This window comes from uncultured Algoriphagus sp. (genome assembly GCF_963974835.1).
Lineage (GTDB): Bacteria > Bacteroidota > Bacteroidia > Cytophagales > Cyclobacteriaceae > Algoriphagus.
In genome coordinates, this window is record NZ_CAXBET010000003.1 from 265612 (window position 1) to 289001 (window position 23390).

Sequence of the window (23390 nt, forward strand, 5' to 3'; positions counted from 1 at the left end):
GGGCCAATTTTTTTTAATCCTGCATTAGTTCAAGTCTTTAGACTTGGACTCATTTTAATGCAGTCTCCCGACTGCAAAGTTGCTATCGAATGAGATAGTTTGAAGAGATTTTACACTATATCAGTTTCCACAAATATGTAGTCTGAAGACTGCATTACTTTAGGACCAAGACATGAGACTTGAACAAAATACACTTGATAATTTTCTCCAAACTTATTCAATGAAAAGCACATCAATTAACTTTTCTGGTAAACCAGCATAATTTGATGCGCTACTATAAACATAATCCTCAGCAGAAAATACAATGCCTGCAACTACTGGGTTTTGATGGATATAGTTAAGACAGCGAGTGATTTTGTCATTTGAGTTAAGTTCAATTGGATGATTATGTTGCTGCCAAATTTGGAAGGTCGAATTATTTGGGTTTTGAGCTCCGGCCTGCCTAAAGTGATGAAGTAAAAACTCTTTTCTACTTTCATTAGAACTCCTTGAATATATTTGAGTATTTCGACTGCAGTAAACTTTTTGAAATCTCTAATAATTGCCTCAATTGTCGGTTCACCATTTCTACCCACAATCAAATGAATATGGCTTGACATGATACAAAAGGCACATAAATCCAGGCCTTTATTATTTTGGCAGTATTTTAAAGACTCTATTAGTATGTCTTTATAGTGTTTTCGAGTAAATACATCGATCCATTCTACAATTGTGAAGGCCACAAAGTAAAGCTTCTCTTGATTTCTGATTCTGTATTTTCTACTCATTTAAAAAAAATGATGCGCGGATATTAAGGTAATTAATAGTGAGAAATACTTTCAATAAAATTCGGTTTTTAAGCAGTCTGAAGACTGCAATGTTTTAGGTCCAAGTCTGAAGACTTGAACCATACCTATTAATTAATTGGCCCAAGTTGAAAAACTTGGGCCAATTTTTTTATTAACGGCATATTTCACACATATAAGTTGCATAACTTATTCCCGAGCTTTTAGACCCAACCCATATAGGACAGGACAGTGTCAGGAGGCCTTTTTAATAGATTACAAACTAGTCTAAAACCCAATAATGAACCTCTCAGATCCATCCAATTGGAAAGATAAATTGTCCAATTTCCGCCAGATTGGTGGAATAGAAACCTCTATTCTTGATAATGGTGCAGGTCGAGGAACCCGCATCGCATGGGTAAATACCGGAACTGGTCTCAGATTCAAGGTGGTACTGGATCGAGGTATGGATATTTTGGACGCATTCCACAATGAACATAGCCTCTCGTGGATAAGTAATGCTGGACATGTTGCTTCTCAACCATTTTCCAATCAAGGAATAGATTGGTTGAGGACTTTCGGTGGAGGCTTATTGACTACCTGTGGGATTTCCTCTATGGGACCACCAAATGAAGATGAGACTGGAAGCCGAGGCTTGCATGGGAATTTCAGCAATACTCCTGCAGAATTGATTTCCATTAAACAGCCGGATATTTATTCAGGAAATCTGGATTTTGAAATCATCGGTGTCATTCGTGAGACAACAACTTTTGGCCCAAGTCTGGAACTGAAAAGAACTATCTCAGGAACTTTAGGTAGTGCTGAAATCAAAATCAAAGACGAGGTCTTCAATCGAGGAAATTCTCCAGCTCCCCACATGGTCTTATATCATATCAACTGTGGTTGGCCCCTGATAAATGAGGGGACAAGGATAGTTTGGCAAGGCGAAATTCAAAAGAGAGAATCAGATGATTCCATGTCTAAATTCAATAAGAAAAATAGATTTACTAAATGCGCAGCTCCTTTGGAAGAGCATTCGGCTTTTGGTGAAGATGTGGCTTTTATCGTTCCCGAAGCTGATTCAAATGATCAAGTTACCTGCGGCTATATGAATGATGATTTAGAGCTGGGTTTGAGCATTTCCTTTTCCAAAAAGCAAATGCCTTGGCTAATCAACTGGCAGCATTGGGGGAAAAATGAATACGTGACAGCATTAGAGCCTGCAACAAATCCGCCAATTGGACAGGCTGCGGCTAGGAAGGATGGAACCTTGATTTTGTTGGAGCCGGGAGAAAGTAGGATCTACGAGGTCAAGATGGAAGTGCTAAAGGGGGCTTCAGTCAAAGAATTTAAAATGTAAAATATGTGAAGAGATGAAATGGTCTGAAGAATTTTCAAATTTTTCAATTTTTCGATCTTCCAATTCAATTTCAAATAAAGAATCTCAAAAATCAAATTAATAAACCCATGAGTTTAGCAAAAAAAGCTCTCGAACAGGGAGGCGGAATACTTAGATTAACACCTACTTGGGTTCCTCGGTCGTTTTGTGTGCCAGGCCGTAGAATCAAACTTCATCCCGATGATTATTATTGTTTAGGCGGAGAGCGTGGAGGGATAGATGAACGTTGGTTCTCATCAACTACTCCAGCTGAAAACGGCCCTTTGACAAGCAAGAATGAAGGTTTGAGCCATATTGCTTTTGAAGATGGCGGTAAGACAGAGTTGTTCCTTTTGAAGGATGCAATAGATGAATTAGGCGGAGAAATTATTGGCAACCGACTCTGGGACAAATACAAGTCTTGGCCTATGTATTCTAAGTTTTTTGATAACATGGGGCCACTGCCGCATCACATCCACCCAAGTGATGAGTTTGGTAAATTGACAGGGCAAAACGGGAAACCGGAAGCGTATTATTTCCCTCCTCAAGTAAATAATCATGGTGGGGATTTCCCTTATACTTTCTTTGGTATAGCTCCAGGGACATCTAAAGAGACTATTCTTGAGTGTCTCAAGAACTTCAACAAGGGAGATAATAAGATCACTAACTATTCGCAGGCGTTCAGACTTCAGCCAGGTACAGGTTGGAATGTGCCTCCTGGAATGCTCCATGCTCCAGGAAGTTTGTGCACGTACGAGCCGCAGAAAGCTTCTGATATTTTTGCCATGTATCAGTCCTTAGTGAACGAGGCGATCATTCCCGATGAATTACTTTGGAATGCAACTCCAAAAGATCGTTGGGGCGACTATGATTTACTGGTCGAGATGATTGACTGGGAATTGAATGTCAATCCAAACATCATGGATAACCACTACATGGAGCCAATTCCAGTAGAAGATAGAGAAGAAATGAATGCCAAGGGATATGATGACAAGTGGATTTGTTACCGTTCTCATGATTACAGTGCCAAAGAATTAACTGTTTTTCCGGGTCAAACGGTGACCATTAAAGATTCGGCAGCTTACGGTATGATCATGATGCAAGGTTATGGTAAGATGAATGACTGGGATATTGAAACTCCAGCTCTTATCCGCTTTGGCCAATTAACGCATGATGAGTATTTTGTTACAGAAAAAGCTGCGCAGGCAGGTGTGAAAATCACTAATCACTCCAAGACTGATCCTATTGTGATGTTGAAGCATTTTGGTCCTGATAATCCTGATTTGAAAGTGATGGAATGAATTGGGATTTACGATTTACGATCTTCAATCTAGTGTTAATCTTCAAGATAAAATGTGAGTGCTTGGCGGTTTCAATAAAGAAAATAATAAAGAATGCAGAATGATGAATTTTGAATAATGAAGTTAAATCGCTTGTACTTCAATCTTTTAACTAACTAATAACCCATATTACCATGAGTCAAAATAATTTTCCAAAACTACATAATGCTACCTGGCCTGGAATCGTGGGCAAAGGAGCAGATTCTGAACCTGTAATTCCGTTTGATTCACTTCTGGCGATGACAGCAGCAGCTGAAGTGGATGGAGTGAAATTTGATGGTTTAGACCTAGGTTTGCTTGAGCCTCATTTCACCTTAAATGATCCAGATGAAACCAAAATTCTGGCAGAAAAACTTCAGAAGCATAACCTTGTTGCAGGCTCTTTAGTAGCACCTATATGGGCTGGATCTGCTATGGGAACTGCTGACCAGCGCAAGACTTTTGTGGAGATGGTTCGCAAAGCATGTGAATTCGGTAAGGAGCTAAATGATCTTGGCGTTCGAAGCTACGGTGTAGTTAGAATTGATTCAGCTGTTGGCGTAGAAGATTGGGCTAAAGATCCTGCTGGAAATACGAAAATCATTGCAGAAACATTCCGTGAAGCCTGTGATGTAGCGGCTGGCTACGGAGAGAAACTTGCGACGGAAGGTGAGATTTGCTGGGGTGCTATGCATAGCTGGAAATACATGGTGGAGCTACTTGAAATGGTAGACAGACCAAACATTGGTTTTCAGGCAGACATGTCTCATACCTTTCTTTATACTATGGGTTATAATGCTCCAGAGCACAGAATCCTTCCAAAAGACGCGGATTTGAAGGATCGCGAGGCAGTGAAAGCTGCTTTGAAAACTGTAACAGATGCACTTCGCCCTTGGACTATTGATTTCCATGTGGCGCAAAATGACGGTTCAGTATTCGGTTCAGGCTCACACGATAAGACTGGAAGACATTGCCAAGCCACAGATCCAAATGGAGTTTTGGATATTGCTCATGATGCGGGCTACTGGCTTCGGGATGAAAAAGGTGAGTTGACTAAAGCGTTCAAGCATATCTGCTGGGATGGATGCATGTTCCCTAATGATGTGATGAACAATCAACAAACCTGGAATGATATCCTTGCGGCATTGGTGAAGGTCAGAAATGCACACGGTTGGTGAAAAAGAATTTGAGATTTGATATTTGAAACTCAATCTCGAACCTGTCCAATACAAGCGAAGATTGCCTAGTGAGGCAATTTCAAATTTTAAATCTCTGAAATTTCAAATTGTAGAAACATGAAAGAAAAAAAACATATAAGAATAGGCCTCATCGGAACTGGACTGATGGGCAGAATCCATACCAATGGTTACAAGAGAGTGCCTGACTTTTTCCCAGAGTACGAATACGTTCCAGTGTTGCAGGCTTGTTGCTCCCGAAGAGAAGACAAAGCGAAGGCTTTTGCCGAGCAATGGGGCTATAAATCTGTAGAAACCGACTGGAGAGAACTGTTAAAGAGAGATGATATAGACGCAGTAGATATCTGTACTCCAAATGATACTCATTCGGAAATAGCTATCGCAGCTGCTGAAGCTGGAAAAATGATTCTTTGTGAAAAGCCACTAGCTCGAACTGTTGCGGAAGCCGAAGGAATGGTGAAGGCAGTGGAAAAAGCAGGAGTGAAAAACACCGTTTGGTACAATTACAGAAGAGTGCCTGCAGTGACCTTGGCAAAGCAAATTGTTGCTTCCGGGAAACTTGGTAAAATATTCCATTATAGAGCAAACTTCCTTCAGGATTGGACTATCAGTCCAGACTTACCTCAGGGAGGTGATGCACTTTGGAGATTGGACGCAGATGCTGCAGGTTCAGGAGTGACCGGTGATTTGCTTGCACATTGCATCGATACTGCTATGTGGTTAAATGGAGGTATTAAGGACGTTTCAGCCATGACTGAAACGTTTATCAAGGAACGGGTTTATCAAGGAACAGGAGAGAAGAAAAAGGTGACTATAGATGATGCCTGCGTTTTCCATTGTCACTTTGAAAACGGTTCATTAGGCTTGTTTGAGGCGACTCGCTATGCAAGAGGTCATAAAGCACTTTATACATTTGAGATCAATGGTGAGCATGCTTCCATCCGTTGGGATTTACATGATTTGACTCGCTTGGAATACTTTGATCACAATGACGAAGGTCAGGTTCGCGGCTGGAGATCTATCCACGTAACAGATGGCGATCATCCATATATGGGTCGATGGTGGATACCTGGGACTTCAATCGGTTATGAGCATTCATTTATTCATCAAGTAGCAGATTTCTTCCATAGCCTAGAGACTGGTGAGGCTTGTCATCCTACTTTCAGAGATGCATTTGAGACCCAGAAGGTTTGCGAAGCTGTTATCAATTCTGCGGATGAAAGAGCTTGGAAGGATACTGGAGTAGATTGGATTGAGAAAGTCTGAAATATAGAGTAAGAAGTATAAAAATTGAAAAAGCAGGAAATGTGGAATTTCCTGCTTTTTAGTTTAAAGGCGAAATTCTATCAAAAGAACTGCTTCATCTTTTTCAATCCTGTATTAGCGACTTCCTGCGCATCCTGAGCCCAGTAAGTTTCATTGAATAGCTCAAGCGACATGAATTTATGGCCTCCCATCGCTTTTAAAGTTGCGGCGATTTCCTTCATTGGTGCAATACCATCCCCAGGATAAACGCGATCACTATCCTTTTGCTCCAATCTTGGTTTGGAAGTGAAATCGTTCATATGGAAAACTTCTATCGCATTTCCATTGACCAATTTCAATCCTTCAAATCCTGATCCTCCTCTGAACAAGTGAAAAATATCTGGTAAGATTCGTGCATCGGGGTCATTTGCGGCAGCAGCAGTTGCTAATGTCTGACCTAAGTGATGGAAGGGAGCGAAAGATCCCCAGAATTCGAGTTGAGGCATGACGCCAGTTTTTCTTCCCAAAGCAATGAGTTTAGCATATTGCTCTCCAGCCGCCATTAAGTCTATGGGATCTGTTGCCCCGATTGCTGGTGCAGCTACTCGTTTACATCCGATTTCTGCGAGCATTCCCATTTCCTTTTCCATCTGCTCAAAACCAGCCTTGCTTTTTGCTACATCCTGAGCCATCCAAGGTGCAAATCCTATTGCATTTACTGGAATTATTTTAGCATCAGAAAAAAGTTGTTTGAGAGATGCTAAGGATTTTCCTGTCTTCAGGTAAGCTTCCATTTCAGCTATCCACAGTTCTATTCCATCATATCCAGCTTTAGCAGCAACCTCTATAATCTGTGGTAAATCTAACTTTTGGCCGCGTAATGTACTGGTATTTAATGAAAATTGTATCGTTGCTTCCTTTTTCTGCGTAGTGGTAGCAAGAGCTGTAGTCAAGGGTAGAGCCGTAGCTCCGAGCGCAATAGTTTTAAGTAAATTTCTTCTTTGCATCTTAGGTTTATTGAAATTTTGAAAGGCTTAATCCATTCAAGTACTATATTTGCCGTTCAGATTATTCCTTAATAAAAAGACTGTAATCTAATCTAGTATAGTGTGAACATATGCTAAAAATAAACTTTTTCACACCTTTTCTTCTGTTTTTTATATATGCTGCCAATTCTTTTGGACAGTCAAAACCTTATGTGTCGCTCTATAAAGAGCAGCTTCCTTACTTTCAGGAAATTATCACAGGCGGGCAGTATAAGGAACCTCCTTTAAATTACGATGGTGATCCTTACTTTAAGGAAAGGAAATTCGGAGAGGGGACACTATCAATAAATAAAATCACCTATACTGAGGTCCCACTTTTGTATGATGAAAATGCGGATGCTGTAATCACATTCCATCCTATTCATCGGCAGAAAATTCTAATTAAGCCGGAGAAAATTGAAGAATTTCAGCTTGAAGATGAAAGCCTATTCAGGAAATTCGCGGGGAATGATTCCTATGCCCGCCACAAAAATGGTTTTTATCGTGTGCTTAAGGATGGGCAAATAAAAGTGTTAATTAAGGATTATAAGTATATAGATCCCACCAAGGAAGTAGGCAAATACACTCATAGGTTTGTTGAGAATAAAGATTATTTCTATTGGTACGATGGCCAATTTGTACTTATAAGAAAAAAGAAACAAGCGATCCAAAGCTTGGGTCTGACAAAAAGGGAGGTAAAAAGATTTACTAAGGATCAATCTGTTTACTTTTCTATGGATAAGGAGAAATACATTCTGGCATTGGCTAGACTAAGGGAAGGTAAGGCTGAGACTTTTAATGGTTTTGTCGAATGAAAAGATTTCTACTACTGATTTTGCTCCTTTCATTTTTTGCTGAAGTAAAAGCTCAGACCAATACCACTAAAGTGTCTGGTATGTTTTTAGGGATGTCATTTGAGAGATTTGCTGAAAAGCTGGAATCAGAAACGGATTTCAGGTTCTACTATAAAAAGGATGATATAAAAGACCTTCAGGTTAACCTTCAGGCATCAGATATTGAAATACGTCTTGTATTGGATCAAGTCTTTGCTGAATCAGGTCTCAGCTATTCCATAGATTCAGAGAAGCGAATATGGGTAAGCAAAGGCCAAAAAATACAGATTGAATTTCCACAGGATTATTTTCAAGTTCAGGAAAGGCAGGAAGATAATCTTGCAAAGGCCGGAGATTCCTTAAGCGCATTTGACAAGAATAAGCGATTTGTGATAGGTAAATCCGCTGACAATCCACAATCCAAAACAGCAACCCTAAGTGGAGTGGTGACAAGTATAGAGTCGGGAAAGCCTATGAACGGGGCTATTGTTTTGGAAAAAGTCAATTTTTCACAGGTGGCTACAGATCAAAATGGCAATTATAAACTTGTACTTCCAAAAGGAAGACATACTATCTGGGTTCAAAATATCGGGGGATTCCAAGAGCAACGACAGATTGATTTAAAAGGTGATGGTGTGCTAAATATGAGCATCGAAGAGACCATACTATCCTTAGATGAAGTTGTGGTGAGCTCCGGAGCGCTTTCGAATGTGAATAAGCTGGACATGGGGGTGCAGTCCATCAGTATAGCTGAAGTGAAACGTCTTCCTGCCGTGATGGGAGAAGTAGATGTGCTTAAAGGTATTCTGATCATGCCTGGAGTGAATACTGTAGGGGAGGCGACATCCGGATTTAACGTAAGAGGTGGAGCCGCTGATCAAAACCTCATTTTATATGGCAATTCAACAATTTTCAATCCAACCCACGCCTTTGGTTTTTTCTCTGCATTTAATTCTGATATGGTAAATGGAGTGGAACTGTACAAAGGATCCATTCCTGTCAATTATGGAGGAAGGCTTTCTTCCGTGTTACAAGTGGATCCTAAGTTTGGCAAAAATGATAAAATAGGAGGTTCCGGAGGCATTGGAATTTTGACCAGTAGATTGAGTATGGAGGGACCTATAGGTGAGAAAACTACCTTTACCCTAGGAGGAAGAACTACCTATTCAGACTGGGCTTTGGATTTATTGGATGATGAAGCGGATTTGAATGATAGCAAAATCACCTTTTACGATATCAATGCAAATATTCAGCATAATCTTAATGAAAGGAATATCCTAGAGTTGACTGCCTATTTAAGTCAGGATGATTTTAGGTTTGATCCTGATACAACTTACTCATATCAAAACCTGAATGTCGCACTTGGATGGAAGCACTATTTTAACGATGAGCTTGAGGGAAGATTCTCTGCGGGTACTGATAATTATGAATTTGGGATTGTTGGTATTGAAAATCCATTAAATTCCTTTGAGTTTAGCTTTGATGTGCATCAGCTATTTTTAAAAGCAGATTTCGAATACCGAAAGAGTGAGAAGCATATAATAAATTTTGGCGTGCATGGAATTCAATATTCTCTCAATCCAGGTAGAAATCAACCATATGGATCTGAGTCTATAGTGATAGATAAGGAGCTGGATGAAGAGAATGCGCGTGAGATATCGGTTTACTTAGGTGACGAATTCATTGTAAGTGAAAAGTTGTCAGTAAGTTACGGAGGGCGGTATATGTTGTATCAAATGTTGGGGCCGATGACAGTAAATCAATACGTAGATGGAGCTCCGATAACGGATAGTAATCTGATAGGAGAGGAACTTTACAAAAGCGGAGAAACTGTGAAAACGTATCATGGACCGGAATTCCGGGTAGCAGCACGATATACATTGGACAATAGATCTTCTGTAAAAGCTGGATTTAATACCATGAGACAGAACATACATCTACTTTCCAATACTTCTTCCATTTCTCCCACAGACTCCTGGAAATTAAGCGACAGTTACATCAAACCTCAGACAGGCGGTCAGGGATCAGTAGGATACTACAGAAATCTTGCAAAAAACCAGCTTGAATTTTCTACCGAAGTATATTATAGGTATATGACAAATCTGTTGGATTATCGCTCAGGGGCAAACATTATCCTGAATGAAAACATAGAGCAGGATGTCTTGAATTCCAAAGGGAAAGCCTATGGTGTGGAAGTTTTGCTAAAGAAAAGCACTGGTTCCCTTAAAGGATCCTTGGCTTATACCTACTCCAGATCACTCATGAAGACATCGGATGAACCGAGTATCGAGAAAATAAATGATGGAAATTTCTATTCCAGCAACTTTGATCAGCCGCATCACCTGGTGGTTTTCGCTAACTATGAGCTGAGCAAGCGGGTGAATACCACTCTTAATGTTAATTACAGTACAGGTAGACCGGTTACTTTGCCCATTTCCAAGTTTGACTACGCTGGTTCTGAGCGAGTTTATTTTTCTGATAGAAATGCATATAGAATACCTGATTATTTTAGGATGGACTTCTCAGTTAACATAGAGGGAAGCCATAAAATCAAAAAATTGGCACATTCTTCCTGGTCATTAGGTGTTTATAATCTTCTTGGAAGAAGCAATCCATATTCTGTGTATTACACTCCTGTAGGAGGCCAGCTTAAGGGATACCAATTGTCAATTTTTGCAAGACCTATTCCATTTGTCACATACAACTTCCGTTTCTGATGAATAGATTAGCCCTACTTATTTTATTTTGCTCAGCACTACTTATCGGATGTAGAGAACCCTTCGAGCCGGATATAGAATCTTCAGATCTTACTGTATTAGTTGTAGAAGGATATTTGGATACGGAAGGATTGTCAAGCCAGTTAAAGCTGAGCTACACAAGAAATATTCAAACTGATGATTCCTTTGTCCCAAGTTATCCGGGTGCTGAAGTTTACCTGGAGTCAGAGCTTGGGATGGAATATCCACTTACCGATTTGGGTGAAGGTCTTTATGAGTTTGCTTATGACATTCCAGAAGAAGAGCGTTACACCTTACGGATTATAACTAATACTGGCCAAACCTATTCTTCAGAATTGATCAAGCCTATTCTTACTCCTGAAATAATTGATGTGGGTTTTGAAAGGAATGAAGATGGGGTCGAGGTCTATCTTACCACCAAAGGCGATGAAAATGCAGATGATTTCTTGTGGACATTCGAAGAAACTTATGCTTTCAGACCGAAAATCCCAACTTCCTATAAATACGACATAGAGAGTATGGATGTAGTATTTAGGAAACCGGACGATAGGACAGATTTATGTTATAGGGGCGAGGTGAGTTCGGATTTGATCTTGGAGACCTCTTCCAGATTTGAGGACCAATATGTGTTCAGGCAATCGATCACTCAGATAGAGAATGGTGATGAACGACTTGGTGTACATTACAGCATTCTGATTTCGCAGAAAGCTTTGGATAAAAAAGCATCTGAGTTTTGGGAGATTCTAAGGAAAAATACGAATGACCTAGGATCTATTTTCAGTCCATTACCTTCAAACATAGGAGGGAATATTACAAATGATCAAAACCCTGATTTACCTGTTGTGGGCTATATAAGTTTAGGTACGGTAAAGCAAAAGAGGTTTTTTATAGATGTGAGAGAGGTGGTTCCGTGGCGAGCTGAGGTACCGGCTTATTACGATTGCTTTATTGAGCAAGATACGGTACTAAAAGCTGATTATGATCAGTCTTTTAGAAGTGGCAATTTTGTGCCAGTGACGCCAATAATTCCCGACGGGTCCATTTCTCCTATTGGATATCAAGGGGCTATCAGAAGGTGTACAGATTGTACGTTGAGAGGAACAAATGTGAAACCAAACTTTTGGGATTATTGATATGAAATTTCTCCGCAGAATACTTTCACTTTTTGTTTTTATTAGTTTTGCAAATGAATTTTCTTTTGCTCAGAATGTACAAAACGATGATTTTGAGACAGTAGGTTTTTCTATTCCTAAAACCATCTATTTTGGTGGAGAGCGGGTATGGATATCCAGTGAAGCGATGCAGAATAACCTTCCGGCAGAATCCAAAATCATCTATGCCGAACTGCTTGATCGATACAATGAATCTGTAGCTATGGCGAAAATTCCTTTGGAAGGAGGGAAAGGATTTAATTTCCTTCAATTACCCACGAATATTCCATCTGACAATTATCTCTTAAGAATATTTACAAGGATAAGTCCATACCAAAATCTTGAAAAAGGGTTGGTTCAGCGCTTTATTACAGTGTTTAATAGTAAAGTTCCCCCTACTGTGGTAAGAGAAAGGAAATCATTTCCACAGGATGAAGAATCTAATGAAGTGGTAATTTCACAGGAAATAAACCAGCCTGGAGCCACTTTAAAAATAAAGCTGCCTAATGACATTAAGATAAAGGAAATAAGTATTGGAGCATTAAATCCATTTCTTGAAAATGAGGGGTTGATTCCCTCTACAGAAATATATGAAGGAGTTGAAACCCGAAGCGTTGTTCCTGAGCTATATGGGCATATTATAGAAGCTCAAGTGGAAGAGGAATCCGCAGATACTACACAGCTTTATTATGTTTCACTACATGGGGAAAAGTCAGCTCTATTTACGGATCGTCCGGATTCCAAAGGGAGAATGTTCTTTGATGCGGGAGGTATGAAAAACTGGAATTATCTGGTGGCCCAGACAGATGCAAACGGTAGCTTATTGGATTTCGGCATTGTTTCACCGGCTCCATTAACTCATTTCAAGAAGAATTTTATTTTCCCAGAGCTTCAGATTAGTCCTAAGGATGAGCCACTTTTAAAAGAGTTGCTCAAGGGAGGACAAATAGAAGGATATTTTGTAAATGAGTTTGACGCAAGCTTATTTCCTGTAGTCACTGGATTTGTGGAGGATAGGACTTATTTGTTGGATGACTATACTCGGTTTGAAACAGTGGAGACTGTGATCAAAGAATATGTACCCGAGGTATCGGTTAGAACTGTCAAAAAGAAGAAACAGTTTAGAACCCTAAATGAAGTACGTTCCTATGCTTTTGACAGCAATCCACTTATGTTGGTGGATGCCATGCCTGTTTTTGATGCAGATCAGTTGGCAGCCTTTAACCCAAAGGGATTTGAAAAACTCGAAGTACTCACCCGATCATTTTATCTAAATGAGGAAGCGTTTGATGGAGTAATGAGTTTTATTTCCTATAAGAATGATTTTGGTGGTTTTCCTATTCCATCAAATGGAATTTACCTTGATTATCAAGGCATATTACCTAGGATCACTTCAGCCGCTGATTTATTTGAGGCTCCTGAGCAAGGATCAAATCTGAAAGATTGGCGCACGGTATTGTATTGGTCCGCAATTCCTGATAAATCTTTAGAGGTAGATTCCATTGAAATTGATGTACCTGAACTAGTTGGAAAGTTTAAGATTATTGTAACTGCCGAAGACGATGATCAAAAATCATATACTAAAACGTTTGAGGTTAGACAGTAAATAGTACTTCAAAAGATTAGATGATCATATTCATTTTTTCAATCTTCTTTTTTCTTTAATTCCTGCTGCATAAATGCACCTAGTTTGTTATGATAAAATTCTTGATCCGGATTATAGTCAGGAACTAGGCTTTTTTTCTCAGGGAAGGATTCCATGTGCAATGTCTGCGTAGGGAATGCAAAGCGCACACCTAAAGAATTTGCCAATTTTACTATTTGTATCAAAATCTCGTGTCTACATTTCAATTCATCTCCCCAGGTAGGAACTTCAAAGAAAATGTAAAACATGATGTCCTGACTAAATGAGGATAGATTATTAAAATACACATGATACATATCCTTTCTGGTATGTGGATGAGCTAAGACTATTTCGCGGAGACCTATCACAAACTCATCTATTAACGGCGGTGGTGTGTCGTAAGTAATTGTCAAGGTGGTGTAAAACCTTCTGTATTGTCTTAAACCATGGTTGTCCAATATGGCGTCCGCAATCTTTCCGTTTGGCACATACATCAGGGAATTTCTGAAAGTCCGTATACGCGTAGACCTAAACCCCACCTCTTCCACTGTGCCATCTATATCTCCCGAAGTAATCCAATCTCCGACCTGAAAAGGCTTATCAATGAAAATCATGACAGATCCGAAGAAATTTTTAATCGTATCCTGAGCTGCCAGAGCTATGGCCACACCACCAATGGAAAGACCTGTCAGGAATGGAATAATGTCTAGATTAAGCCCGTCGCGAAGGATAAACAATGTACCTACAATGATGACAAATGCTTTTAGCGTTTTGCGCAACAAAGGGACCAGTTGATCATCTAGTGTCGATTCTGTTTTAGTAGCAAGTTTGGTGAAATAGGCTGCTACTACATCCGCTAATTTGTAGAAAATGATCGTGACCAGGAATGGCTTAAGCGTGCGTAGTACTATTACAATCCATGCCCAAATCTCTATCGGCAGCTGAAGAACTCTGATAAAAAGTGAAAGCAATACGACAATTAGATAAAAGCTAACAACTCTGGCTACTGGAAGAATATAGTCTTCACCCACTTTTTCGTATCCATATCGCTTAAAAATATAGAGTAGCAATCTATCCACTACCAAAGTGAATATCCAGTGTGAGAGGAAAATCAGTAAAAGAAGAATAAATAGTCCAACCAACTGCCATAAATGGAGCCCCAAATATTCCTGATTGCCAATTTTTGGGAGGACATTTAGAAGTTTTGCCGTTCCATAAGGATAAGTTTCAGTGTGGAGTTCATCTATCTGGCTGACCGAGAAAGCAGAATATTTCCAACTATTTCCAGTTTTCTGAAGAAAAATCCCAGGAAGTTTTTTCTTATCAAAATAATAGATTTTCTCCTCAGAGGTAGCGGTGCTGTCAAAGTAGTTTTGCTCGTTTGGGATATCATTAATTCGGATTAGAATTCCTTTTCCCTCAAAAATCTGTTTTAGTTTTACTGCAAGACGCTGACCATTTTGATTCTCGATATCGGATAGATCAAGTGTCTTTGCTGCGTTTTCAGGCTTATAATGCCCTTCTTCGAGATTGTAAAAAAATGAAAGCGTAGTGTGATAGGGAGAACTTAAATTAACCGAACTGCCTAAATCATAAATGTTCTGATTGTCAGAAATCAGCTGTGCAAAAGAATGTGTGCTAGCGCAAATAAGTAAGATTACTAAAAGGAAATACTTTTTCAGCATTAGAAGGTTTAGGGATTTTTCGCAAGTTAGCCAATGATCGAACTAAGCCAAAAGAAAAAGCCGATATGCCTAATCTGCCAGTTGGAATTCTGTGAGAGTAGAGCCATTTACAGTTCTGATCAAATATTGACCTAAAGAAGACTGGTATGTGATCTGTATAGCGCCTGTACTTTCCAGAGGCATTGTAGTCTGTAGATTACCTTTCAGGTCATAGAGATAGCAAAACTCCTGATTAAGATCTGTGATTGCGAAAAGTTGCCTGTTTGATCCGAAGTCAAAATACTGATAGATCAAATTATCATCCGATACATGGGTACTGAAAAGTGCTTTTTCAGAACGATCTAACACGTTTACTTCATTAAACTGACGGGAGATAAGCACAAAATCATTCTGCTTCTGATCAGGTATAAGCAAGAATTGACTGTCACGATCTTTTTTGATCAATTGATTTCTATATCCTATTTCTCCATTAAAATTGGAATGTATGACTTCGCCGTTTTTTGTGATTCCTACAAGTTGGGAGGAGCGAGACTTTGGATCTCTCCAGGCTATCAGGCCAGAGTTGAAAGAATTACCGAGGATAACAGATGAGCCGGCTTGGCTCTCTCCTCTGCGATTGAATAGTTGAAGAGCTCCTTTCTCCGTTAACGCTACCATGTAATCCCCTTTGCCTGGGACTCTGTAATGTGCTGGAGCTCCAATAGTCTTTGAACCGATTTTTTTAGGATTCCAACCTTCGAGCTTTTCCCCGGTTTTATCCAATAAATATAGATTTCCTTCCCCGGTGCTTATGAAATATCGATAATCTTTTGAGTTACTATAATCGACCAAATTTAGATGGTTAATTTTTTCATTATTTACTTCCAAAGGATATGCGGGTAGGGAATTGCCAAGTCTGTCGATTCCGTAGATCTTATCAGCAGTGGCTAGCAGTACCTGTAATTTTGAATTTTTATAATAGTCTATCTGAAATACATCAGAGACGATAGGGCCAGAAAGACCTATAGAATATACTTCCTCCCCGGCAGAATTGATGAGGTACAGCACATTGTTTTGGTCCTGGACGATCAGATCTTCCGTGTTGTCCTGATAATTCGTGATGGATTTCGGGCCATATATCAGACGATGGTCGAAGGAAATTTTATTGCTCGGCTGTATAGAGACAGCATCGGTAGTTTCAATCTTCGGGGTGGACTCTCCGTCATAAGGAAAGCTCAATGTGGCTTCAGTTCTGTCTTGGAGCTGATTTATTTTGAATGAAATCCAAGGAAAAGATTGGAAGGCTTCAGCATATTTTTGCAGAAAAGAACTCCAGGAAGGATTGGAATTTTTAGTCCAAGAATCCCAAATATGATCTGTCAGGAAAATTCGACTGAAGCCTGAAGTTGGGCTGAGGTCTTTTTTTGCTCTAGGCGCTCTGGAGGATTTGCCCCAGGTACTTCCAGATCCGATGTCATCCAATACCAGTTTCATAGCTTGCTGGGAGTTGGTAAAAATAAGTATTTCATTTTCTGATGAAATGAAAGTTTGTCCAAAACCGGGGAATTTTCCTTCAAATAAATGAGCTGGAAAATTCTCTTCAGAAAGATAAAGAATTTCGTGCCCTGAATAGAAATCTAAACCTTCATCACTTTCGCTCACCTGAAATTCCTTTAGCTGTTGAATGGCTTGTTCGGCGTCTCTTGTTCGAGCTAAAAGAGCCAGGTTCTGATCTGTACCTCCTGTACTTTCCAAGTCGAGTAAATATAATTCACCAGTGAAACTATCCAAAAAGCCTTTATCCACAAGCTTCCTCTGAATGTCACCACTAAATGTGGATCTCGCTGTAAACGCTCTGTTAGTGATTTTTTGTGTTTCGTAGATACTCTCCAGGTTAATCTGAGTAACAGATAGCGTTCGATTGGAAATTACTTCTTCGATGGAGGCTAAATTAGCTTGGATGGATGGAGTGAAATTTACCTCCTCGCCATAGATAATCGGTCCTTTAAACACCATTTGATTTTCCTCCAGCTGCATATCCAATGCTGCTACTCCGGGCAAAATCTCCAGACTGGAAATAGCATCACTTTGCCTTTGTCCACCGACTCCCTTAAGTAAGCTTGCAATTCCTTTTCCGGAAACTAAAAGTCTTCCCTCAGCTTCCGAATTATAAGGAGCCTCATTAACCAAGGAGTAAAAACTTTGCTGATCTTCATTTACAAAAAATCGGATTGCTTCTTCCACTAAAAAGGATGAGGATGAAATTACTGCTAGATCGCCAAGTATTGAAATGCTCCAAATACGATTATTGTCTGAATCATAATATTCCAGTACATCGGTATCTGAATATTTTCTGGATTGGAATCTTGATCCTGACGGTATCCGTGAAGTTATTTCGTCAATAAAACCCGCTGCGGTGGAAGGATTTAGGTTAAGTGTAAAAAGTAACTCAAATGTTTCTATTCCAGTTGAGTGTAGGCTTATTGTAGCCTGTTGGCCATTGATAGTTTCTGCTATTTCACCAGAGCCTCCGTTGAGACTGTCCAAAGTGACAAGCTGGTCGGCAAATTTTTGGAAAGCGGGGAAAGCTTTTAGAATCTGCCATACTGGATCGTTGATTACGGCATTCCACTTTCTTGCTCCTTGGTAGGTTTCGAAAACAAAAACTGCATTTTGGCTTATAACCTCAAGACTATTGATTTTTCGGGTTGAAAAGTAGCTTTTGTAGATCCAGAATCCACCCCCAGCTAAAAGAATGGTGATAAAAAGTATTAGAAGGCTTTTCCAGATCTTCACAGTCAAAAGGATGATTCAGGTGGTATGTTACAAAAATCAGACCTAAGAAACCCTTGCCAAAGCTAGAGAATCTCAGGTCTGATAGATTAAGTTACTAAGATTACTTACCTAGCTTGTTCAAAACTTCCATTACTTCTTTCACGTGACCTCTAGAAGTCTCAAGAAGCGCTTTTTCTTCATCGTTTAGGTCTAATTCCAATACTTTCTCAACTCCATTTTTGCCAAGAATTACTGGAACTCCTAGGTAACAATCATCGATTCCGTATTCACCTTCCAATTTGATACAAACTGGGAATACTCTTTTTTGATTTTTCAATATAGCTTCTACCATTTGCGCAGCTGCAGATCCTGGAGCATACCAAGCAGAAGTACCCATTAGCTTCACAAGCTCACCACCACCGAATTTCGTTCTTTCGATGATTGCGTCAAGCTTATCTTTAGCTACCAATTCAGTCACTGGGATTCCAGCTACAGTAGTGTAGCGAGGAAGTGGAACCATGGTATCACCATGACCACCCATTAAGATAGCCTGGATTTCTTTTGGAGAAATGTTCAGCTCCTCGGCAAGGAAAGCTCTGTAACGAGCTGTATCCAAGATACCAGCCATACCGATTACTTTGTTTCTAGAAGTACCTGCAGTGATGTGTGCCTGATAAGTCATTACATCTAGTGGATTAGAAACCACGATGATGATTGCATTAGGAGAATGTTTGATTACGTTCTCAGTCACTGACTTCACGATACCAGCATTGGTTTCGATCAAATCATCACGCGTCATACCTGGCTTACGAGGAAGTCCAGAAGTGATCACTACTACATCTGAATTAGCAGTTTTGCTGTAATCATTTGTGCTGCCTATGGTTCGGCTATCGTATTGGTTGATAGGTGCCTTTTGGAAAATATCAAGTGCTTTACCTTCGGCAACTCCTTCTTTAATGTCAATTAGTACAATTTCCTCGGCGATTTCGCGATAAGCTAATACGTCTGCACAAGTTGCGCCTACGTTACCAGCTCCTACTACGGTTACTTTGCTCATTAGATTTATAGATTTAATATGAATTTTTTGTGTTAAAAAGCGGCGCTAAGTTATTAAACAATGCCTAGGATTCGAAACTGAGTCAAGAATACTTTAGAGTAATTAAGGTTTTTTGACAAATGCGAAAAAGGGTGTTTGAATGATATTATTCAAACATTTGGCGGAGACTAAAGAATCCAAATGATTCTCTGTAGGAGCGGAAAAGTCTCTGATTATTTTGATTGTAATACTCAGAAAGAGAGGTCATCATTTTTGCCTTAATCTTCGGATTGCTGTCAAAAATCTCCTGGATGGCAAAGTGTGGAATTACAATTAGTTCAGCTTCATCTGATACGATCAGAGCGGTATATGTTCTTTTAGCGTTTTCAAGTAAAGAATTTTCCCCGAAAGCTTCACCTCTTTTGATTTCCAGAATTGTTTCAAAATTGTCCTTGATATCGATAGTTAGGGAAATGTTCCCGCTTTTCACCAAATAAAGTGCCTGACTGGGGTCTTTGCTGAAGAAGACAACTTCGTCCTTAACATATTTACGATGATGCATAGCAGGGATGAAGCGCACCATTTCTTTGTTTTTTAATTGCTCAAAAAACTTAATCTGCCCAAGGAAGTCGAACATCTTGTCCTCTTGCTCAGTGTATGTTTTAGAAAATGGATTACGCATGGGCTATCTTTTTTTTAGATAAAGTAATTTTCGGGTTGCCGCTGTGGATTTTGCCCAATCGGCTATTCTGTAGCCAATTACCCAAGCTATTTGTCCTTCCGAAATTAATACTTTAACGGCACGTTTTTTCACCACAGGTATTTTTAAATCTATTAAAAAGTCGGAGACTTTCTTGGCGTTTTTCATACCGAGGGGAATAAATCGATCCCCTTCCTTCCATGTTCGTATTTCTAACGGAAAGCTCAGTCTCTCCAGATCAAACATCGCATTTTGGCGGGATTTATCTATAGCTTCTTTTCCTTCCAACTTTAGAACCTCATACTTAGCTTCCGGTAATTCAAAATCAATATCATTTTCGGATAAAGTGATGGAATCGAATTCTTTTGGAATAGGGGCTAATATCAGTTGATCCCGGTCAATATTGAGGAGATGAGTACTACTTTCGAATAGCTTTCCAGATTCGCTAAATTGGCAGGTATCCAAAATATCCTGGGCTTGATCAGAATTGAATCCATATGGACGAAGCCAAAAGTAAAGCAGGGAAGATGCACCTGCAGTCTTCAGCAGGTCATTTGCTGAAAGGATGTGCATTCCATCAGACTCTTTGATTTTCTCACTTTTCCAGGTTTCGAAAAGTGCTGTAAATGCTTTTCCCGTGTCTTTGAGTCTGGCAAAGCTGTTTAGTAAGCTCGACCTTGAATCATCAGCCACTCCGTATAGCGCAGGCAAACTGATGTGCCTAAGTTTATTTCGCTTATAGTCAGTTTTTTCATTTGAACTGTCTTCACGCCACTCAATACCGTTTTCAAGAACATAGTTTTGAATATCTTTCCTGCTGAATGGCAGCAAAGGACGGATCAGCCAACCTCTACGCTCTGACATCCCGTATATCCCTTCAATCCCAGTACCTCTAAGGAGATTTAAAAATATTGTTTCGATCTGGTCATCTTCATGATGAGCCACGATGACTCCTGCCAAATTTCTATCTGATCTTAATTTCTCAAACCAATCGTATCGAATCTCTCTTGCTGCCATTTGCGTAGAGATATTTCGATTTGCAGCGAATGTGTAAGTGTCGGAATGATGAACATGAATGGTTTTGTTCAGTTTAGCCGCCCATTGTCTAAGGAATTCTTCATCATCATTGCTGTCTTGACCCCTCAGTTGGAAATTAACATGAGCTACTTCGAAGGGGATATCAGCTATGGTAAGAAGATTGCCTAAGCACATGCTGTCTATTCCGCCACTACTCGCCAATAGGTAGGTTTTGGAAGGATCTAAAATTGATTTGTTCCGGATATGCCGGATAAAAGCTTCAACCATTGATCAAAAATATCATTTTCTACTAATTTTGCCCACATTCGTTCAGCTATGACTTCATTCTTATCTCGTATTGTATTCTTCCTTCTGTGTTTTTGGGTCGTATCATTTGCATCCCATGCCCAGGAAAAATCGGTTTTGGAGATTAATAATGCTGGTGAACTAGCTGGAAGTGGGGGTAAAGGATACGATCGGTTGTTGGGATCTGTGGAGATGAAACATCAGCAAACACTGATATATTGTGATTCTGCCCATTTTTTTAGAGAGGAAAATAAAGCCCGCCTATTCGGCAATGTGAGAATAGTGGATACGGTAGATCCTGTGCAGACAACTAGTGGCTATGCAGAGTATGATGGAAATACCAAGTTGGCTAAGCTTCGTAATCATGTAATTTTTACAAACCAAAAAACTACACTTAATACAGAATACCTTGATTACGACCGCGCGGGAAACATTGCCTATTATTTCAATGACGGCAAAGTAGTAGACTCGGTAAATGTTTTGACTAGTGAGCGAGGAACATACGAAGTTAATATTGAGAAAATCACTTTTAAAACTGATGTGGTGCTAGTTAATCCCGACTACACCATGAAAACCAATGATCTGGTTTATTTTACAATTCCAAAGACTGCCGAGACAAAAGGATTGACAAACCTGATTTCTAAAGATGGAAATACGTTGGATGCCAAGAACGGCAGTTTTTATGATACACAAGCTAAAAAGTTCCGGTTTTTTGATGGAATTGTAGAGTCAGAGACCAGTCGGATTAAAGCGAAGGAACTTTTCTACAGTGAGCTGGATGGTTATTATGAAGGAAAAGAAAATGTAAGTGTACTTAACAAAGAGAGACAAGTAGAAGTCTTTGGAGACGTAGGAGAATATTGGGAGGAGCGCAAACATAGTGTGGTGCATGGAAAGGCTTTGGTCCGAAAATATTTCGAAAAAGACACTCTTTATATGACTTCCGACACCCTGATTTCGCAAGATGGGGAGGCAGATTCGATGAAGTATCTGCTTGCATTTCATTCCATTAACTTGGTGAAGAAGGATTTGGCAGGGGTGGCTGATTCGTTGATTTATAATTATGCTGATTCATCGATTCAGATGTTTAAAGATCCTGTAATGTGGAATCAAAAGAGTCAAATCACTGCTGACAGCATGGTTTTTTACTTGGCAAACGAGGAGCTGGATCGTGTATTTATGAAAGATAAAGTATTTGTGATCACTCAGGATACCATCAAGAATTTCAATCAGATGAAGGGCAGGACAATGATCGGATATTTTGATGATGGCCAGATGGATAAAATTGATATTGATGGGAATGGGGAATCTTTATACTTCGCCTTGCAGTCAGATACAATCGCACAAGGAATCAATAAAACTCTGAGTGCGAATATTAAGCTCCGGTTCAAAGACGGCGCTATTCAGCGGGTAACTTATGGGATAAAGCCTGATGGGAAATTTACCCCATTTCAATTGATCACTGAGGAGAATTCCAGGCTGGAAGGATTTATTTGGAGATTTGAAGAAAGACCGGGCATGAAAGAAATAAATGAATGGAGAAAACCTGAAGAAATTGATCCGGAAGCAGAAAATTTATTTAATAATCCGGAAATTGAATTTGTCTTGCCATCAGATGAAGAAATACTAAAATCACTTGAAAAACGTGGTTGGAAGCCAGAAAAAAAGATTACAACACCAATTAGTGAGGGCTAGAGCACGTGGTAACGTGTGAGTTAACAAAAAATTTCATTAGGGTTAACAGATTTTAACCGCATTTTTCTACTAAAGTATAGCCATTGGCTTAATTTTGTGCGTATATTGAATACAGTTACAACAACTGAAAGCATATCGAATAAAACTCTACATGAAACGATTACTCATATTTTTTACATGGCTCTGGCTGTTGGTTCCGATAATAGCGGAGTCACAGCAAGTACGTGTGTTGAGTGAAGGTTTAGAATTCAAAGGTGACTTGGGTTCCATTCAGCGAAAAACAGTTATTCTTCAGAATGAAACAAATCAGGTTAAAACCTATCTTCTTAAAAATCTTCGTGGAAATATTGGGTCATCTCAGAGAGTGAGAGTGTGTATTGGAGATCAGTGCTATGATCCCAAAAAAGATCTAGCGAAGATTAAATTTACATTGGAACCTGGAGAAGTTCTTACTGATTTATATCTGGATTTTGATATGGGTATTGCTGAAACGCGAGGTTCTTTTGATTTATCATTTGTTAATGAGAGCAATTTAAGAGACCTTTTTGTCGTTGAAGCTAGTTACGAAGTGGATGATCCAATCAAAGTTGACGAATTTGACTATAAGGATCTCGTGCTTAGTGATGTTTATCCAAACCCAAGTGTCCGAATGGCTCAATTTGATTATAATTTTAAAAATAAAGCTGTAAAAGCTAAAATTACAATTAATAGCTTCATTGGAAATCCTATTGCGGACTATGAATTAGATCCTGAAAGAAGTACGTTGGCAATCAACGTGTCTGACTTTAACCCTGGGATATATTTCTACACTCTTTTCTTGGACAATAAGAATATTGTGACCAAGAAGCTCGTTGTCAAGAAGTAAGACTTTACTTTCGACTTAATCATCCATTTGAATCCGAATAATTATCCCGTATATTTGCG

The 23390-nt window shown here is 39.5% G+C and carries 17 protein-coding genes; 10 read left to right on the forward strand and 7 right to left on the reverse strand.

Annotated features, from left to right (window positions below; genetic code table 11):
• Nucleotides 1-314 precede the first annotated feature (314 nt).
• On the reverse strand, nucleotides 315-767 hold the full coding sequence (locus AACZ73_RS09240) for a transposase (protein ID WP_339877270.1): 453 nt from the start codon (nucleotides 765-767) through the stop codon (nucleotides 315-317).
• A 298-nt stretch (nucleotides 768-1065) separates the two neighbouring features.
• Here AACZ73_RS09240 and AACZ73_RS09245 point away from each other — a divergent pair, with 298 nt between their 5' ends.
• The 4 genes from AACZ73_RS09245 (at nucleotide 1066) to AACZ73_RS09260 (ending at nucleotide 5923) form a co-directional block, all read left to right on the forward strand.
• On the forward strand, nucleotides 1066-2124 hold the full coding sequence (locus AACZ73_RS09245; protein WP_339877271.1) for an aldose 1-epimerase family protein: 1059 nt from the start codon (nucleotides 1066-1068) through the stop codon (nucleotides 2122-2124).
• A gap of 107 nt (nucleotides 2125-2231) precedes the next feature.
• Nucleotides 2232-3443, forward strand: a complete 1212-nt coding sequence (locus tag AACZ73_RS09250; protein WP_339877272.1) for a hypothetical protein — start codon at nucleotides 2232-2234, stop codon at nucleotides 3441-3443.
• Nucleotides 3444-3616: 173 nt separating this feature from the next.
• Nucleotides 3617-4639, forward strand: a complete 1023-nt coding sequence (locus tag AACZ73_RS09255) for a TIM barrel protein (RefSeq protein WP_339877273.1) — start codon at nucleotides 3617-3619, stop codon at nucleotides 4637-4639.
• A gap of 117 nt (nucleotides 4640-4756) precedes the next feature.
• A complete protein-coding gene (locus AACZ73_RS09260; protein ID WP_339877274.1) occupies nucleotides 4757-5923 on the forward strand; it encodes a Gfo/Idh/MocA family oxidoreductase in 1167 nt (388 codons plus the stop codon).
• 80 nt (nucleotides 5924-6003) lie between these two features.
• Here AACZ73_RS09260 and AACZ73_RS09265 read toward each other — a convergent pair whose 3' ends face one another.
• A complete protein-coding gene (locus AACZ73_RS09265) occupies nucleotides 6004-6909 on the reverse strand; it encodes a sugar phosphate isomerase/epimerase (protein WP_339877275.1) in 906 nt (301 codons plus the stop codon).
• Nucleotides 6910-7019: 110 nt separating this feature from the next.
• Between AACZ73_RS09265 and AACZ73_RS09270 the strand changes: the two genes are divergently transcribed.
• From AACZ73_RS09270 to AACZ73_RS09285, 4 genes are read left to right on the forward strand one after another with little or no spacing between them, the layout of a single operon-like run.
• Nucleotides 7020-7742 carry a hypothetical protein gene (locus AACZ73_RS09270; RefSeq protein WP_339877276.1) on the forward strand — a complete coding sequence of 241 codons (723 nt, stop codon included), beginning with the start codon at nucleotides 7020-7022 and terminating at the stop codon, nucleotides 7740-7742.
• The gene (locus AACZ73_RS09275) at nucleotides 7739-10477 is read left to right on the forward strand and encodes a carboxypeptidase-like regulatory domain-containing protein (RefSeq protein WP_339877277.1); all 2739 of its coding nucleotides are present in this window, start codon (nucleotides 7739-7741) and stop codon (nucleotides 10475-10477) included. Before AACZ73_RS09270 ends, AACZ73_RS09275 begins: the two co-directional genes overlap by 4 nt.
• Nucleotides 10477-11631, forward strand: coding sequence for a DUF4249 domain-containing protein (locus AACZ73_RS09280; RefSeq protein WP_339877278.1), 1155 nt, complete (start codon nucleotides 10477-10479; stop codon nucleotides 11629-11631). The genes AACZ73_RS09275 and AACZ73_RS09280 overlap by 1 nt, the downstream gene beginning before the upstream one ends.
• Nucleotide 11632: 1 nt before the next feature.
• Complete coding sequence (locus AACZ73_RS09285) at nucleotides 11633-13255, forward strand: hypothetical protein (RefSeq protein WP_339877279.1); 1623 nt, start codon at nucleotides 11633-11635, stop codon at nucleotides 13253-13255.
• A 38-nt stretch (nucleotides 13256-13293) separates the two neighbouring features.
• Here the strand turns inward: AACZ73_RS09285 and AACZ73_RS09290 are convergent, their stop codons facing one another.
• The 5 genes from AACZ73_RS09290 to tilS form a co-directional block, all read right to left on the reverse strand.
• The gene (locus tag AACZ73_RS09290) at nucleotides 13294-14958 is read right to left on the reverse strand and encodes a mechanosensitive ion channel family protein (RefSeq protein WP_339877280.1); all 1665 of its coding nucleotides are present in this window, start codon (nucleotides 14956-14958) and stop codon (nucleotides 13294-13296) included.
• A 69-nt stretch (nucleotides 14959-15027) separates the two neighbouring features.
• Nucleotides 15028-17733: a hypothetical protein gene (locus AACZ73_RS09295; RefSeq protein WP_339877281.1), complete on the reverse strand. Its 2706-nt coding sequence runs from the start codon at nucleotides 17731-17733 to the stop codon at nucleotides 15028-15030.
• 100 nt (nucleotides 17734-17833) lie between these two features.
• A complete protein-coding gene (mdh, locus tag AACZ73_RS09300) occupies nucleotides 17834-18769 on the reverse strand; it encodes a malate dehydrogenase (RefSeq protein ID WP_339877282.1) in 936 nt (311 codons plus the stop codon).
• A gap of 145 nt (nucleotides 18770-18914) precedes the next feature.
• Complete coding sequence (locus tag AACZ73_RS09305; RefSeq protein ID WP_339877283.1) at nucleotides 18915-19430, reverse strand: cyclic nucleotide-binding domain-containing protein; 516 nt, start codon at nucleotides 19428-19430, stop codon at nucleotides 18915-18917.
• A 3-nt stretch (nucleotides 19431-19433) separates the two neighbouring features.
• On the reverse strand, nucleotides 19434-20753 hold the full coding sequence (tilS, locus tag AACZ73_RS09310) for a tRNA lysidine(34) synthetase TilS (protein ID WP_339877284.1): 1320 nt from the start codon (nucleotides 20751-20753) through the stop codon (nucleotides 19434-19436).
• Between the two features lie 48 nt (nucleotides 20754-20801).
• On the opposite strand from tilS, the gene AACZ73_RS09315 reads away from it, so the two are divergent.
• Nucleotides 20802-22466, forward strand: coding sequence for an OstA-like protein (locus AACZ73_RS09315; RefSeq protein WP_339877285.1), 1665 nt, complete (start codon nucleotides 20802-20804; stop codon nucleotides 22464-22466).
• Between the two features lie 151 nt (nucleotides 22467-22617).
• On the forward strand, nucleotides 22618-23331 hold the full coding sequence (locus AACZ73_RS09320; protein WP_339877286.1) for a T9SS type A sorting domain-containing protein: 714 nt from the start codon (nucleotides 22618-22620) through the stop codon (nucleotides 23329-23331).
• The last annotated feature ends 59 nt before the right edge of the window (nucleotides 23332-23390 follow it).

Coding starts and splice junctions, on each gene's coding strand:
- AACZ73_RS09240 (WP_339877270.1), bottom strand. CDS start 767: ATGAGTAGAAAATACAGAATCAGAAATCAAGAGAAGCTTTACTTTGTG.
- AACZ73_RS09245 (WP_339877271.1), top strand. CDS start 1,066: ATGAACCTCTCAGATCCATCCAATTGGAAAGATAAATTGTCCAATTTC.
- AACZ73_RS09250 (WP_339877272.1), top strand. CDS start 2,232: ATGAGTTTAGCAAAAAAAGCTCTCGAACAGGGAGGCGGAATACTTAGA.
- AACZ73_RS09255 (WP_339877273.1), top strand. CDS start 3,617: ATGAGTCAAAATAATTTTCCAAAACTACATAATGCTACCTGGCCTGGA.
- AACZ73_RS09260 (WP_339877274.1), top strand. CDS start 4,757: ATGAAAGAAAAAAAACATATAAGAATAGGCCTCATCGGAACTGGACTG.
- AACZ73_RS09265 (WP_339877275.1), bottom strand. CDS start 6,909: ATGCAAAGAAGAAATTTACTTAAAACTATTGCGCTCGGAGCTACGGCT.
- AACZ73_RS09270 (WP_339877276.1), top strand. CDS start 7,020: ATGCTAAAAATAAACTTTTTCACACCTTTTCTTCTGTTTTTTATATAT.
- AACZ73_RS09275 (WP_339877277.1), top strand. CDS start 7,739: ATGAAAAGATTTCTACTACTGATTTTGCTCCTTTCATTTTTTGCTGAA.
- AACZ73_RS09280 (WP_339877278.1), top strand. CDS start 10,477: ATGAATAGATTAGCCCTACTTATTTTATTTTGCTCAGCACTACTTATC.
- AACZ73_RS09285 (WP_339877279.1), top strand. CDS start 11,633: ATGAAATTTCTCCGCAGAATACTTTCACTTTTTGTTTTTATTAGTTTT.
- AACZ73_RS09290 (WP_339877280.1), bottom strand. CDS start 14,958: ATGCTGAAAAAGTATTTCCTTTTAGTAATCTTACTTATTTGCGCTAGC.
- mdh (WP_339877282.1), bottom strand. CDS start 18,769: ATGAGCAAAGTAACCGTAGTAGGAGCTGGTAACGTAGGCGCAACTTGT.
- AACZ73_RS09305 (WP_339877283.1), bottom strand. CDS start 19,430: ATGCGTAATCCATTTTCTAAAACATACACTGAGCAAGAGGACAAGATG.
- tilS (WP_339877284.1), bottom strand. CDS start 20,753: ATGGTTGAAGCTTTTATCCGGCATATCCGGAACAAATCAATTTTAGAT.
- AACZ73_RS09315 (WP_339877285.1), top strand. CDS start 20,802: ATGACTTCATTCTTATCTCGTATTGTATTCTTCCTTCTGTGTTTTTGG.
- AACZ73_RS09320 (WP_339877286.1), top strand. CDS start 22,618: ATGAAACGATTACTCATATTTTTTACATGGCTCTGGCTGTTGGTTCCG.